Origin of the sequence: Nonomuraea sp. KM90, from assembly GCF_052246675.1 — a bacterium.
GTDB lineage: Bacteria > Actinomycetota > Actinomycetes > Streptosporangiales > Streptosporangiaceae > Nonomuraea.
In genome coordinates this window covers 1-13,607 of record NZ_JBQQCB010000106.1, presented here as the reverse complement: position 1 = coordinate 13,607, position 13,607 = coordinate 1, and the positions used below count along the sequence as shown (strand labels likewise).

General features: G+C 70.0%; 12 protein-coding genes and 2 pseudogenes. 7 read left to right on the top strand and 7 right to left on the bottom strand.

Going from position 1 to position 13,607, the window contains the following annotated elements:
* The first annotated feature begins 16 nt into the window (after positions 1-16).
* On the top strand, positions 17-256 hold the full coding sequence (locus ACTWPW_RS49740; protein ID WP_375112581.1) for a hypothetical protein: 240 nt from the start codon (positions 17-19) through the stop codon (positions 254-256).
* Positions 257-1,086: 830 nt separating this feature from the next.
* Complete coding sequence (locus tag ACTWPW_RS49735; RefSeq protein WP_443172958.1) at positions 1,087-1,491, top strand: helix-turn-helix domain-containing protein; 405 nt, start codon at positions 1,087-1,089, stop codon at positions 1,489-1,491.
* A gap of 293 nt (positions 1,492-1,784) precedes the next feature.
* Here ACTWPW_RS49735 and ACTWPW_RS49730 read toward each other — a convergent pair whose 3' ends face one another.
* Both ACTWPW_RS49730 and ACTWPW_RS49725 read right to left on the bottom strand, forming a co-directional pair.
* Positions 1,785-2,054, bottom strand: a complete 270-nt coding sequence (locus tag ACTWPW_RS49730; protein WP_443172957.1) for a hypothetical protein — start codon at positions 2,052-2,054, stop codon at positions 1,785-1,787.
* 110 nt (positions 2,055-2,164) lie between these two features.
* A complete protein-coding gene (locus ACTWPW_RS49725; protein WP_443172956.1) occupies positions 2,165-3,166 on the bottom strand; it encodes a helix-turn-helix domain-containing protein in 1,002 nt (333 codons plus the stop codon).
* A gap of 219 nt (positions 3,167-3,385) precedes the next feature.
* On the opposite strand from ACTWPW_RS49725, the gene ACTWPW_RS49720 reads away from it, so the two are divergent.
* The 4 genes and pseudogenes from ACTWPW_RS49720 (at position 3,386) to ACTWPW_RS49705 (ending at position 7,820) form a co-directional block, all read left to right on the top strand.
* Positions 3,386-3,829 (top strand): hypothetical protein, encoded by a 444-nt coding sequence (locus ACTWPW_RS49720; protein ID WP_375112577.1) that lies wholly within the window; start codon positions 3,386-3,388, stop codon positions 3,827-3,829.
* Positions 3,830-4,129: 300 nt separating this feature from the next.
* On the top strand, positions 4,130-6,688 hold the full coding sequence (locus tag ACTWPW_RS49715; RefSeq protein ID WP_443172955.1) for an ATP-binding protein: 2,559 nt from the start codon (positions 4,130-4,132) through the stop codon (positions 6,686-6,688).
* A 102-nt stretch (positions 6,689-6,790) separates the two neighbouring features.
* A pseudogene (locus tag ACTWPW_RS49710) lies at positions 6,791-7,243 on the top strand (DUF1838 family protein); the annotation flags it as partial.
* 196 nt (positions 7,244-7,439) lie between these two features.
* Complete coding sequence (locus tag ACTWPW_RS49705; RefSeq protein ID WP_443172954.1) at positions 7,440-7,820, top strand: DUF1838 family protein; 381 nt, start codon at positions 7,440-7,442, stop codon at positions 7,818-7,820.
* A 48-nt stretch (positions 7,821-7,868) separates the two neighbouring features.
* Here ACTWPW_RS49705 and ACTWPW_RS49700 read toward each other — a convergent pair whose 3' ends face one another.
* The 4 genes from ACTWPW_RS49700 to ACTWPW_RS49685 are packed head-to-tail and all read right to left on the bottom strand — an operon-like array spanning position 7,869 to position 11,701.
* Complete coding sequence (locus ACTWPW_RS49700) at positions 7,869-8,468, bottom strand: GTP-binding protein (RefSeq protein WP_443172953.1); 600 nt, start codon at positions 8,466-8,468, stop codon at positions 7,869-7,871.
* Positions 8,449-8,847, bottom strand: a complete 399-nt coding sequence (locus tag ACTWPW_RS49695; RefSeq protein WP_375112573.1) for a DUF742 domain-containing protein — start codon at positions 8,845-8,847, stop codon at positions 8,449-8,451. The genes ACTWPW_RS49700 and ACTWPW_RS49695 overlap by 20 nt, the downstream gene beginning before the upstream one ends.
* A complete protein-coding gene (locus tag ACTWPW_RS49690; RefSeq protein WP_375112828.1) occupies positions 8,844-9,275 on the bottom strand; it encodes a roadblock/LC7 domain-containing protein in 432 nt (143 codons plus the stop codon). Before ACTWPW_RS49690 ends, ACTWPW_RS49695 begins: the two co-directional genes overlap by 4 nt.
* Positions 9,275-11,701, bottom strand: a complete 2,427-nt coding sequence (locus ACTWPW_RS49685; RefSeq protein ID WP_443172952.1) for a nitrate- and nitrite sensing domain-containing protein — start codon at positions 11,699-11,701, stop codon at positions 9,275-9,277. The genes ACTWPW_RS49690 and ACTWPW_RS49685 overlap by 1 nt, the downstream gene beginning before the upstream one ends.
* Before the next feature lie 64 nt (positions 11,702-11,765).
* On the opposite strand from ACTWPW_RS49685, the gene ACTWPW_RS49680 reads away from it, so the two are divergent.
* Positions 11,766-12,926 carry a DUF4240 domain-containing protein gene (locus ACTWPW_RS49680; protein WP_443172951.1) on the top strand — a complete coding sequence of 387 codons (1,161 nt, stop codon included), beginning with the start codon at positions 11,766-11,768 and terminating at the stop codon, positions 12,924-12,926.
* Here ACTWPW_RS49680 and ACTWPW_RS49675 read toward each other — a convergent pair.
* A pseudogene (locus tag ACTWPW_RS49675) lies at positions 12,927-13,607 on the bottom strand (hypothetical protein); the annotation flags it as partial.

The following is a 13,607-nucleotide window of genomic DNA, read 5'->3' as shown; positions in this document are numbered from 1 at the left end:
CGGCACAGTGGAGGGCATGACTGAATCGCCGGTAAGCAGTGTTGTGACCGATCCCACCCACGTCGATCCCATGCCTGAGGTAAGTGCGTCAACCGGGGTGGGTGACCGGACGCGTGATCGTGAGGCGGCCGAGCAGCCGCTCGTCTGTCCCCGTTGCCAGGGAGTGACCGTCGGCGTGCAGGCCACCGCCTACACGCCCGAGCGCGGACGGCTGATCGTCACCAACGGCTATTGCCAGGCCGGCTGCTCCGGTTGACCGCATCCTGACCTGTGAAGCCCTTGCCGACACCAAGCTGACCCACTTCTGCTCCCTCCGGGAGGATCGCCGGCCGACAGGCCTGACGTGCCCTTGCAGGCCGTAACCCAGGACGACGACGGCGCCGGCCGCTGCCACGGCCGCGTCGACGATCCGCCGAGTCACGCCGCCAGCACCTGCGCCGCCGCGGCCACTACGCCCGCCGCGGCGAGAAGCCCTCTGCTCGCGGCGCCGCCGAACCCGATCCGGCAGCACGCCGGCGCTCCCGCTGACGCATGAGCCTGTCGTGCGCCTGTGCGGGCACGGCGCAGGCCGGAAGGAAGGCTGCCCCGCCCGCCACCGAAAATCTACATTCGCCGCAGTAGACATTCGCGGGTATGGGTACTAGAGTTTCTGACATCGCAAGGAACGGATCCACCGGGCAGCAGAAGTAGTAACTGGCATCACGACGAACTGCCCGGAACGCGGATGAAGTCTGTTGGTTGCGGCAGAAGGTCGGACGTGACGGGCCAGCGCAGTTGATAGGGCCCTGATCGTGGACGCGCTGCCGAAGAGTAAGTGGACGCCATGTCCAGGAGATAGAGAAGGGAGTGTTGAACGCCATCGAAGGATCGCCCGTTGCCGGCTGAGTCCCGCCGCTCGGGTACCGCAGTTCCACAGATTGGAAGGTGGTCTACGGTCACGCATTCGCGATCCCCGCATCACCGCCGCACGGCAGGGCGGATGCGGAAAACAGTAAGCCGGCCGGATGGCCGGTAGATGGTGTTGAACCTCTTCGGGGCCCCGGCGCAACGCGCCGGGGCCCCCTGTTCGCGTGATGAAAGGCATCTATGGATCAAACCCACCCACCCCACACCCGCCGCGGCGGCAAACAGGCGCCGCCCGCCGGCACCGTGGACAGCGGCACGCACAGCGTCACGGACGGCGCCGACGACCGGTTCGACGATGAGGACTACCCCGCCTACAGCATGGGCTCGGCCGCGGAGATGCTCGGGGTCACTCCCACGTTCCTGCGGGCTCTGGGCGCCGCCAAACTGATCGAGCCGAAACGCTCCAGCGGCGGCCACCGCCGCTACTCCCGCTACCAGCTGCGCCTGGCCGCGCGTGCCCGGGAGCTCGTTGACCAGGGCACCCCCGTGGAAGCCGCCTGCCGGATCATCATCCTGGAAGACCAGCTCGCCGAGGCGCTGCGCATCAACGCCGAGTACGAACGCGAGCGCTCGGCCGGAAACTGACCCGGCGGCTTCGTCACCCTGCGGGCCTGGTCTCCGACCGTCGCTGACCAGGCCATCCGCATCCCACCCGCCGGCTGCAGCCCTTCGTGTCCGGAGCTGCCGGGGTCGGCCACGCCCACGCCGAGCCACCAACGGTCGCCTCGCCGCAGTGCTGCCCGCCTTCGGAATCGCCGAGTTCGCCACCGCCGACCTTCCGGCGACGCTCAGGCCCGCATCCGCTCGGCCACCTCAAGCAACGGGGCCGCCACCTCGGTCGCCGCAGGCAGTGCCGGTTGTGTGATCGGCCCCGGCTTTCAGTCCTGCGCCGCCGGGAAGGGCGGCAGCGGGCGGATCAGCGGGGTGAGCGTGCGTACGGCGTCGTCCAGGGTGATCACGTCCCTGGTGGCGATGGGGACGATCTCGCGCGCGGCGACGTGATCGTGAACGTGCTCGCCGATGACGCGCCCGCGCCGGTCATGTGGCCAGTGCATGAGGGTCCGGTTCCGTTTGGTGTACCAGCCGCCGGACGGCTCGATCGTCTTCCTGCCACGAGCGGCGCCGCGGGGCATCCGGGAGACTTCCATTCGCTAGGGCGTTCCATATGGTTCCGCCCCTGGAACGGCGCTGACCCGGGTTACCCCGTGTCCGACCTGATCACGCCGGCGTCGATGCCGACGGCCAGGGCCGGAGGGTGTCACCTCTGTTGCGACTGGCGGTATCGGAGGTGACGCCGGTAGGTCGCCGGAGGGGCCCCGTAGGTCTTCCGGAAGAGCCGGTTGAAGTGCGCTTCGTTGGTGAAACCCCAGCAGGCGGCGATGACCCTGATGGGGCGACCGTCCATCAGGGGATCGGCCAGCGCGCGGTGACAGCGTTCGAGCCGCCGCTGCTGGATCCAGCCGGTGACGGTGTAGCCCTCCTTCTGGAAGAGCCGCTGCATGTGCCGCAGGGAAACGTGGTGGGCGGCGGCGATGTCGGCTGCCGAGAGCTCCAAGTCATCCAGATGCCGCTCGATGAACGCCTGGGCGCGAAGAACGAGCACCGCACCGGGATCCGTCACGAAAGGCGAGGGGTCGGTCTCCAGTTCGTGGGCGAGCACGGAAGTGAGGAGATCGACGATGACCCCCGACAGCCGCTCGGTGTCGGCTTTGGTCATGCGCGCGGCCTGGGCCAGGACCTGGTGAAGCAGTCCGCTGAACAGCGCGGCCACGCTCTCACGCCCGGAGATTCGCCTGGCGAGTAATCGCTGCAGGGTAGCGCGGGGGAGGGCGAGGGCGCCGTGGGGGACGTGCAGTATCAGCCCGTCGGATATCTCGTCGGGTGAACCGCCCGACGCGCGGTGCTCGCCGGGAAAGCTCCACGCCACGAAAGGACGGGAGGCGTCGTAGAGCGTCAGGTCCGCGGGAGCAAGCGTCGTCTCCTGGTTTTCCTGGACGATTCCCGATCGGCCGCGAAAGGAGAGCGCCACTTGGTAGGCATCGGAGTTGGCGCGTCGAATTCTGTTCGCATTTCTGCGCGCCTCGAACCCGGAACACCTGACTCTCGACAACCGCAGCGCACCCAGATCGACGGTACGCATCTCCGCCCAGAAGTCGTCGACATGTTCGCTGAAAGCGTCCACCGATACCACCGACTCGGCGACCGCCTGCCACCAGAAAGCGAACCTGTCCTTGACAGGGACGTCGTCGAGCCGAACCACCGTCAAAGCCACCTGTCGCCCCCGCAGACATCCCCTGGACCAGGCCCCGCCAGGCATGCGTTCATCCTCGAACTCATGGCGCCGGAGGTCAAGCAAGTGGACGCACAGCGGCAAACCCGCACCGTCCAGAGGTGTCAAGCTTCTGGAACGGTTAGGTGACCGCCGGGCATGCCGGAATCGGCCGGGAGCGTTCTGTTCACAGGGGGAACCATGAGACGAATGACAGCTGTCCTCGCAACCTGCTTCAGCCTGATACTCCTTCTCGCCACACCCGGCCTGGCCCGGTCCGCCCAAGGCGCGGGATCGGCCGGAGCGCTGGAAGGCGGCGGTTGCCGGGCGCCGTACGACTCCAACGGCTTCAAGAACACCTATCCCTGCATATCCGTGTCGGGCGGCTATTTCAGAGCCGACTCCTACACCGCGGGATTACCGGCCGGCTGCTCCTATTACATCGTCTATCTCATCGAGTGGGACCGGCTCGCGCCGGTCACCGGCGGCCGGGTGGCCAATCTGTCGTCGCATCAGCCCTGTAACAGGGTGCATTCCGATATCGTCCTCTACCGGGACTCCAACACGCCATGGACGTACATCTCGAGGATCACGGTATTCAACAGCAGCCATGCGAAGATCGGATCCCTGGAAAGCCCGCGCGTCTGGACCTAGAAAAGCGCTGAGGATGCCGGGAGCGAGCTCCGCATGACGAGTCGCGTGCGGGGCTGACGCTCGCGCTGAGCAGGGGGTGCCGACCTGCGGCAGCGCCCCGCACCGCGAAGACCTCGCCGGCGGCGGTCTCGGCGCCGCGGTGACATGCTCATGTATTGTCTGGTCCGAGCCGGCAAGGCCACCAGCAAGCGCGCACAGCCATGTCATCGGTGTTCGGACGCCGGAGGACGAGTGGACAAGTCGTCAGGTGCACACGGTGCCGGCGGAGGATCCCAGCAAGCGGAGATCATTCGGGGCACGTTGCTGCGTGGCTGGCGGGAGCGGGCACTGCTGACCCAGGAGCAGCTGGCCGACCGGGCCGGCCTCAGCGTCCGCACCGTTCGGCGGCTCGAACGAGGCATCCAGGTCCGGCCCCGTGGCGCCTCGTTACAGCTCCTGGCGGACGCCCTCGGGCTCAGCGCCGCCGAGCGGGAGGCTCTGGTCACCGCCACCTCGGACGCCCTGCCTCGGCGGACAGTGACGGAAGTGCCGGTGCCGCGCCAGTTGCCGGCCAACGTCGCCGTGTTCATCGGCAGGGAGCAGGAGCTCGCCGATCTGGAGAACGTCCACTCCCACCAGCAGCACGGCGCCGATCCCGACAGCGGCCACGGCCCGCCGGTGAAGATCATCGCCGTCGACGGGATGGCCGGGATCGGCAAGACCACGTTCGCCATCCACGCCGCTCACCGGCTGACGCCCCACTTCCCCGACGGAACCTTGTTCGTCGACCTGTACGGCTACACGCAAGGACGGGCACCGGTCGACGCCGGAGACGCGCTCGACCAGCTCCTGCGCGGCCTCGGCCTGGCCGGCGAGCGGATACCGCCCGAGCTCGACGAACGTTCGGCGCTCTACCGCAGCGTGCTCGCCGACCGCCGGGCACTGATCGTGCTCGACAACGCGGTGAGCGAACGACAGGTGCGCCCGTTGCTGCCCGGGGCCGGCGGCTGCATGGTCGTCATCACCAGCCGTGGCCGTCTGACGGGCCTCGAACGCACCCATACCGTCAGCCTCGACATCCCCTCGTCCGCCGACGCCCTCGCGATGTTCGTCCATGCGGCCGGACACAACCGCCTCGTGCGGACCCCGACCGACCTGCTCCACCGGACCGTTCAGCGCTGCGCCATGCTGCCGCTGGCCATCTACATCGCGGGCGCCCGCCTGCGGTCGCACCCTTCCTGGAACGTCGAGGACCTGCTCGAACGGATGGACGAGCACGAACCGCGGCTCGACGAGCTCCAGGCGGGAGAACGAAGCCTCACCGCCGCCCTCGATCTGTCCTACCGCGAGCTCACCCCCGGCCAGCAGCGCGCCTACCGGCTGATGGGCACGCATCCCGGGAAGGACTTCGACGTCCACGCGGCCGCCGCGCTGCTCGGCTCCCCCGTCCCGGCGGCCAGGCGACTGCTCGACCAGTTACTCGACGTCCACCTCCTGCAGGAGCCCGTCGCCGGCCGGTACCGCTTCCACGACCTCGTCCGCGAGCACGCCGCCGTGGCGGCCGGCCACGACGGGGTCGAGAGCGGGGCGGCGACCGGCCGGCTGCTCGACCACTACGGCACGGCTGTGACGGCAGCGGTGGACACGCTCTACCCGTACGAGGCCGACAAGCGACCGGCCGTCCGTGCCGTCCGTGCCGCCCGGGTCGCCGCTCCGGCCATGCGATCGGCGGCGCAGGCGTCCACCTGGCTGGACGCGGAGCTGGCCAACCTGGTCGCCGTCGCGGCGCACGCCGCCGACCACGGGTTCGGCGACCGCGCCGTGCAACTGTCCGCCGCCCTGCACCGGTGCCTGCGCACCCGCGGCCGCTACATCGAGGCCGAGGCCATCCTCCATCGCGCGCTGACGGCCGCCCGCGTGACGGGCAACCGCTCCGGCGAGATCGAGGCGCTGCTCGGCCTCGGCGAGATCAGCTCGGCCCGGGGACTGCACGGACAGGCCGCCGCCCACCTCGGGCAGGCTCTGGACATCGCTCAGGAGACCAGCGACCGCCGGGGCGAGCTCGGCGCGCTCAACGGCCTGGGCTGGACCCACCGGCGGCGGGGCCGGTACCAGCAAGCGGCCGAGGTGTTCGAGCGCGCTCTGGGCATCGCGCACGCCATCGGCAACCGCACCGGCGAGCTCGACTCCCTGACCGGCCTCGGTGACGTCCACCGCATGCTGGGCCGGCACGAGCGGAGCGCCGACGACTTCGCCCAGGCGCTGGACATCGCCAGAGCGCTCGGGCACCGCACCGGCGAACTCAAGTCGCTGAGCGGCCTGGGGCACGTCCTTCGCGCCCTCGGCCGTCTGGAGGAGGCGGCGGACAACTTCGCGCGCGCCCTGCCCATCGCCCGCGCGACCGGGCACCGTACCGGCGAGCTGGACACGCTGAGCAGCCTCGGCGACATCCATCGCTTGCGCGGCCGCCTGCCGGCGGCCGCCAGCACCTATCAACAGGTGCTCGACATCGCCACGGAGATCGGCAGCCCCAACTGGCAGTTCGAAGCCGTCCAGGGGCTGGGACGGCTGTGGCGCGCCGCCGGACGGCCGGCCGAGTCGCTCGACCACCACCAGCGGGCGCTCGCGCTGGCGACGGACCTCAACCAGCCGGACGACGAGGCCCGTGCCCATGACGGGGTCGCCCACGCCTGCCACACGCTGGGCCGGTACGAAGAGGCACGCCGGCACTGGCGGCAGGCCCTGGAGATCCTCACCACGCTGGGCAACCAGCAGACCGAGGACGAGGAGGCGAACGTCGACACCATCCGCGCCCACCTCACCGCTCTGGAACACTCCGGCGGCGACGCGCTCGCCGCCGTCACCGACCACCGCCACTAGCCACCGGGAACACCCGGCCACGGTGTCCTTCTCCCGTATGCCGGGTGCCCGCGGCCCGATGGCGGCCCGCTGATCGCCGGGCTGGACAAGCCTTCGCGGGACATGATCACAATATGGCGCTGTTCGCTTCCTTCGCGGCACGAAAGGCCGAACGTGATCAGAAAAGGCATCAAGGGACTGCTGGTCCCGATCGCCATACTCCTCAGCTCCGGCACTACGGGTGCGGCGGCGCACGACGAACCCGCCGGCTCCACGCATCCCGGGCCGGTTTACGCGACGGTCACCGACAAGAGCGGGAAACTGTCCTTACAGACGTTCGGACGTCCGGACGGAAAGGACATGGTGTTCCGGATCTCCGGATCGGTGTACGCGAACATCGAGGGCAACAGCCTGGACCCGGCGATGCGGCACGGCCAGAAACTGTTCAACATCGAGGGCTACAACATCCGGCGGCTCTACCGTGTCCCTGACACCAACCAGCTCTACCAGCTCTCCCGGGAGATCGTCTTCTACACCGACCCGGCGGATCCGCGGCGCGTCCTGCGCGAATGGAAGAACCCGATCGACGGCAAGACGTACCCGGTCGTCCCCATCAACAACGACATGGTCAACTTCGGCCCGTTCACGATCACCTCCTCCTACGCGGGCCCGCCGCTGCAGCAGCTGCACGACGAGACGGTGTGGACGAGCGACATCGGCGTACGCGCGAACTTCGCCACCACGCTCGGCGAGCGATTCGGCCTCGTCGGCGGTGTACGCCGCGCAGGAGATGTTCGACTTCTCCGTCGACGGGCGCGAGGTGGTGGCCCGTACCGGATCCGGCGTCCCGACCGGCGCGATGAAGACGAAGATCAGCTGGGCGCGGACCAGCCCGTGGGCGCCGTTCATGTGCCTGGCCGAGACCGACGTGCGCGGCCAGCTCACCTACCACGCCCGCAGCTGGTCGCTGGGCTCCTACGGCCAGATCGAGCCGTGGCTGCGGGCCGAGGTCGAGGCGAACCACCCGCTGTACAAGGCCGCACCCAGCGCTCCGGGGCCGAGCGAGAACTCCTGGACGTCCTTCCACACCAAGCAGCTCGGCAGGGGCGCCACCACCTGGGCAGGATGGTGCGCCGCCAACGGCCGCGCCTGAACACCTCGACCGCCGCCCGCCGCCCGCCGCCCGGCGACCGCGTCCGGGTCAGGTCACGGGGTGCGGTGTGGCGCGGGGCTGGACGGCCATCAGCTGGTCGATCAGCGCCAGCAGCACATCGCGCCCCTCCCCGCGGTCGCGGGCGTCACAGAGCACCAGGGGCACCTGCGGATCGAGGTCGAGCGCCGTGCGGATCTCCTCCCGCGTACGGTCCCGGACGCCATGGAAGCAGTTGACGCCGACGACGAAGGGGACACCCCGGCTCTCGAAGAAGTCGATGGAGGCGAAGCTCACCTCCAGCCGGCGGGTGTCGACCAGGACGATCGCGCCCAGCGCCCCGTTGACGAGGTCGTTCCACATGAACCAGAAGCGTTCCTGCCCGGGGGTGCCGAACAGATAGAGCACGAGCCGGCTGCTGATGGTGATCCGGCCGAAGTCCAGCGCGACGGTGGTGGTGGACTTGCCGCTCACACCGTCCAGATCATCGACACCGACGCCGGCATGGGTCAGATACTCCTCCGTACGCAGGGGGGCGACCTCGCTCACCGCGCCGACCAGGGTCGTCTTCCCGACGCCGAACCCACCGGCGATCAGGATCTTCACGGCCAGGGGAGCGTCGTCCCCGTGGTCAGAGTTCCCGTAACCCATCCCGCACCGCCTCAAGTATCGCCATATCGGGGAGACCGCCTGCCTGCGTGAAAGCCAGCGGTGGCCGGGCTCGCAGCCGGCCCGACTCGATCAGGTCACCGATGAGGATCTTGGCCACCGACACCGGCAGGTTCAGCGCGGCGGCGATCTCGGCCACCGCCAGGGGCCGCCGGCACAACGTGACGATGGTGCGGTGCTCCGGCTGCAGCCCCCGATGACCGCGTCCCCTCTCCGCAGGGGCCCCGGACACCGCCGACATCACGGTGATCAGTGTCAGGTCGTCCCGCTCGGGAGCGGTTCGTCCGCCGGTGATCGTGTAGGGACGGACAAGGGGCTGGTCGGCGTCATCGTCGGCAAGCCCCTCCGTCCAGTGGTTCATCCGTGTCCTCCGATGTCACGGCCCTGCGGGGGGCGCGCGTCAGTGCCCAGGTTCTGTCCGACCTGCTGGATCAGGGTGTGCATCGCGACGCTCATGAGCTCGGCGTCGACCTCCTGGGAGGCGACCACGGCCAGGTGGGTGCCCCGGCCCGCGGCAGTGATGAAGAGCCACAGCTCGGCCATCTCGATGATGACCTGGTGGACCGGCCCGCCGCCGAAGAGCTGCCCGGCGCCGCGAGCCAGGCTCTGCTGGCCGGTGGCGATCGCGGCCAGGCGTTCGGCGTTCGCGCGTTCGATGGTCCGCGACCGGCTGATCACCAGGCCGTCGTCGGACAGCACGATGGCGTGCCGGGTACCCGCGACCTGGCTGACCAGGGCGTCGAGCAGCCAGTCCAGGTCCGTGTTGGTGGCGGTGGTGCGCTGCGTCATCATCGATCTTCCGTCGTCGGGGAAGTGGGTTCGGCCGATCCGCTCGGCCCGGTCTGGGCGTCGTCATCGGTGCGGCGCCTGCGGGACTGCCGTTGGAAGGCGCCGATCATGGCGCTGGATCGGCCGGGCTGCTCGCGGACGGCCCAGCTCTCCTGGTCGCCGCGGTCATTCGGGTCCGCCGGGACCCTGAGCTCCTCGGCCAGGCTGGCCTGGCGCACCCGCCGGGGCAGCGGCCGGGGACCGGACGAGGCTGGTGCCCCGCCCCGATCCGGCGATCCCGCGGGTGCGGTGACGGAAGCCATCGCGCGTCCTCTGGTGTGGGCCGGCAAGGCGCCGTCCCCGTGCGGCGGCCGGGTCTGAACGGCGGCGGCCTCCTGGGGGACCTCCTCCGGGAGCGTGGCGGGGCCGGGCTCGGCGGGCGGGCGGTCCACCACCAGCGCTTCGGGGAGGAGCACGATGACCCGGGTGCCGCCGTAGGCCGACGAGCGCAGTTCCACCTGCAGGCCCAGGCTCGCAGACAGCCGGGCGACCACGTACAGGCCCAGACGCACGTCGTCGGCGTGGGTCATCACGTCCAGCTGCGGCGGCGCCTGCAGCAGGGCGTTGACGGCCTCGTACTGCTCGGGTTCCATGCCCAGGCCGCGGTCCTCGATCTCCACGGCGACGCCCCGGCTCACCGGTGCGGCCCGCACCTCTACCGGGGTCAGCGGCTTGGAGAAGGCGGTGGCGTTCTCCATCAGCTCCGCCAGGACGTGGATCAGCGGTCCCACCGCGCGCTCGGCTATCCAGGGCTCGTCCTCGACGTCGATCGAGATCCGGCGGTAGTCCTGGACCTCGCTCTGGGCCGCGCGCAGGATGTCGAGCAGCGGTACGGGCCTGCGCCAGCGGCGCTGCGGCTGCCCGCCGCCGAGGATCACCAGGTTCTCCTCGTAGCGGCGCAGCCGGGCGGTGAGGTGGTCCAGGTCGAACAGGCCCTCCAGCACCTCGGGGTCCTCGTGCCTGCGCTCCAGCTCGTCCAGCTTCTTCAGCTGCAGGCCGATGAGGATCTGGGTACGGCGCGCGATGCGCTGGAGCATGCGCTGGAAGCCGCGGTGCTGGTCGGCCTGCCGCACGGCGGTGCGGACGGCGCTGCGGCGGGCCATGTTGAGTGCCTGGCCGAGCTCGCCGAGCTCGTCGCCGGTGGGCTCGATCATGCGTACTTCTTCCGCGTCCACGTCGACGTCCTCGCCGCGCTCCAGCCGGGTGACCACGTCGGGCAGCCGCTCCTGGAGTTCGTGGGCGTCGTGGCGCAGGTGCAGGATGCGCCGGCGGAGAACGGCGGTCAGGCGCCAGCTGGTGACGACCACCAGGCCCAGAGCCAGCAGGCCCACGCTGGAGATGCTGACGAAGACCGTGAAGATCATGTCGGCGTGGCCGTAGCCGATCCTGCTGACGTGCTCGAAGCGCAGTCCGAGAAGTTCGCGCAGTTGCGCGGTGAGCGCCTCCATCGCCGAGCGCCACGCGGCGGCGTCGTCGCGGAGCCGCACCTGATCGCCCTCGGAACTGCCCGCGGCGAGCGTCAGCCGCCCTTCCACGGCGGTCATCGTCTGCCACGCCCGGCCGTCGGTGAGCTTCGCGTACCGGGTCTCCTCGCCCGCGAGAGCAGGCAGCACGCGGGCGTGCATGAGGTGGTTCCTGGTGCCGATGGCCTCGGCGGCGAGGCCGTACTCGGTCCGCGTCAGCCGCCCGGTCTCCCAGCCGCGAGCCAGAATGGCGTCTTCGCGGCCGACCATGTCGATGATCCAGAAGAGGTCGACCAGCGTCTGCGCCTCGGTGTTCACCTGGCCCTCGTCGGTGTTGCTGAGGGCGGTCAGCACGCTGAGGTCCGACTCGAGGACGCCGCCGTAGTAGTCGAACGCCTCCCGGCCGCTGGACCAGCCCGCGTCCACCGCCCGGCGCTGCTGGTCGAGCAGGCCGAGGTCGCGTTCGGTACGGGAGACGGCGTCGGCGAGCCCTTCCTGCGCGACGGCGACGTTCAGGGTCGCCAGGGGGCGGAAGGCGCGCACGGCCCGGTCGGTCGCCGCGCGCTGCTCGGCGAGCCTCTCACGGGCGGCACTCCCAGGGTTGGCCTGCACCTTCGCGGTGAGCCGGCGCTCCTGATCAAGGGCGAAGAACAGGTCGGCCGCGGGCCTGCCGGCCGTCGCGGTGGCCAGATCCATCTGGGCCTTCTCCGCCCGCCATTGCGTGAACAGCTGTGACATGCCCGACGCCAGCAGCGGGGTGAACGTCACGCTCGGCACGATCACCATGATGATCAGCACGGTACGCAACCGCAGCCGGCGGGCGCCGGCCGGTCGTCGCGGCCCGTCGGTGATCGACTCCGCCGGCTCGCTCTCATCGTTCAGGGCCTTCGTCCGGCGCTGCCTGCCCCTGCCCCATCCAGCCACGTGCAGGCCACTCTCCTCGCCGGTCGGTGAAACCCAAGACGAAAGATCTCCACACAGGTGATCGGTGCCCGATCGTAGCCATCCGGCAGTTGACCCGAAAGACCCCGTTGCGGCAGCCCGGCTCCTTTCCCGGCCGCCGGTCCACCCCGTCACCGCGCTGAACTGCGGTCCGTACGAATTCGCCGTCGATCCAGGTTCGCCGAATGCCATGCTCGAGCTCATGGACATCGACGGTTTCTGGGAACTCGTGGAGCGCACCGCCCAGGAGACCGGCAACCGGCAGGAGCGACCGGACCGGCTTGCGCATCACCTTTCACGCCTGTCGGCCGAGGAGATCGTGGACTTCGAGGCCTGGTTCACGATCTGCGCCAACCGGGCCTGCTCCTGGGACATGTACGCGGCGTGCTGGACCATCACCGGCTCCGGGTCGTCCGATGGTTTCGAGTATTTCGTGGACTGGCTGATCAGCCTCGGCCGCGATTCCTTCGACAAGGTCGCCGACGTTCCTGATCGGATTGTGCAGCTTCCGGAAATACAGCGGCTCTTCGAGCTGTCGCGGAACTTCTCCCACGAGCGGACCTCGGCATCCTCCAGGGATGGCAGGTTCCGGCTGGGGCGGGTGACGCGGATCCGGCGTCAGGTATGGCCGGACGATGATTATCCGGAGTTCGAGTTGTTCTCGTACGTGGCCTCCAGCGCGTACCGGCGGGTCACCGGTGTGGAAACGGCCCACGTGGGGGAAGCCGTCCGGGCGCGGGGAATCGACAGCAAATTCCCCTTCCTTTCCTTTGTCGCTGAGCCCGATGGCCAGGAATGGGATTTCAGCGACAGGGCGGAGTTCACGCGCCGCCTTCCGCGCCTCGCCCGCCATCGTGGGCTCAATGACGAGCCGGACGAACCGGACGGACGGCGCTCCGACGGCCCGCGCGTCAAACGGTGGCCTCGGCTTTCCTTCCGGGGAGACGAACGGACCCGCGCATGGTTGTTCCGCCGTAAGGACGGGGACAGGATTTCCGTGCGGGACCGGCGTCACCTGCGCTGCGAGTTCGGTATCGAGAAAACGTGCACGTGGCCGGCAAAGGACAACTGCTTCTGTGCGCCCCGACTTTGCACCCGGGGACAGCCGCTTGCCGTACGCGTACGCGCGTGGCCAGTGCCAGAGCGCACCGTACCAAGGTCTCCCAGCCGCGCTCAGACCCTCCCGCGAACCGCATCCGCTTTCTGATCACTTGCGCCCTTTACCGCCGCCCTTGCCCGGTGAGTGCAGCTTGTGCCCGAGTTCGGCCTTGCCCTTCTTGCTGGTCTTCTTGGCCTGGCCCGGTGGCAGGGATGGCGCCGCGGATGGCGCGGGCGGTTCGGCCTGGTGCTGGGCGGTCGGCGTGCCGCGGGTGACGGCTGCGGGCCGCGCCTGCAGGAGTGCGGTCGATGGCGGCGGGGCCGAGGTGGTGGGGGTGGCGGCGGGTACCCGCCGCTCCGCGGTGGGCGCGCCGGCAGGCCGGCTTGGCCAGGAGGTGGCTCCCAGCACAGCGGCGACCAGGACGGTCGCCGCCGCTGCGGGCCGGAGGTGCGTGGTCCACGGCCGGCGCCCGGCCGGATCGGCGGCCGGCCGCATCCGGGAGGGAGCCTTGCGGGCGGGAGCCGGCGTGCGGCTTCCCGCGGGAGGGGAGCCGGCGGGGCGGCTCGGCGGCGGCGCCGGGGCGGGTACGGCCGTATCCACCGCTGTCACTGCCGGTGTCACCGGCGCTGCCATCGGAGCCACGGCGCCGGTGACGGGCATTCGATCGAGGGAAAGGGAGCTGATGCGGTGCAGGTGCCGGCGGGCGTCGTCGATGCCGGTGCGGCGGTCGGGGTCCTTGTCCAGCAGGCCGGTGATGAGGGGCGCCAGCGGGCCGGCGAGGTTGAACGG

Coding starts and splice junctions, on each gene's coding strand:
- ACTWPW_RS49720 (WP_375112577.1), top strand. CDS start 3,386: ATGACAGCTGTCCTCGCAACCTGCTTCAGCCTGATACTCCTTCTCGCC.
- ACTWPW_RS49740 (WP_375112581.1), top strand. CDS start 17: ATGACTGAATCGCCGGTAAGCAGTGTTGTGACCGATCCCACCCACGTC.
- ACTWPW_RS49700 (WP_443172953.1), bottom strand. CDS start 8,468: ATGGGTTACGGGAACTCTGACCACGGGGACGACGCTCCCCTGGCCGTG.
- ACTWPW_RS49690 (WP_375112828.1), bottom strand. CDS start 9,275: ATGACGCAGCGCACCACCGCCACCAACACGGACCTGGACTGGCTGCTC.
- ACTWPW_RS49730 (WP_443172957.1), bottom strand. CDS start 2,054: ATGGAAGTCTCCCGGATGCCCCGCGGCGCCGCTCGTGGCAGGAAGACG.
- ACTWPW_RS49735 (WP_443172958.1), top strand. CDS start 1,087: ATGGATCAAACCCACCCACCCCACACCCGCCGCGGCGGCAAACAGGCG.
- ACTWPW_RS49695 (WP_375112573.1), bottom strand. CDS start 8,847: ATGAACCACTGGACGGAGGGGCTTGCCGACGATGACGCCGACCAGCCC.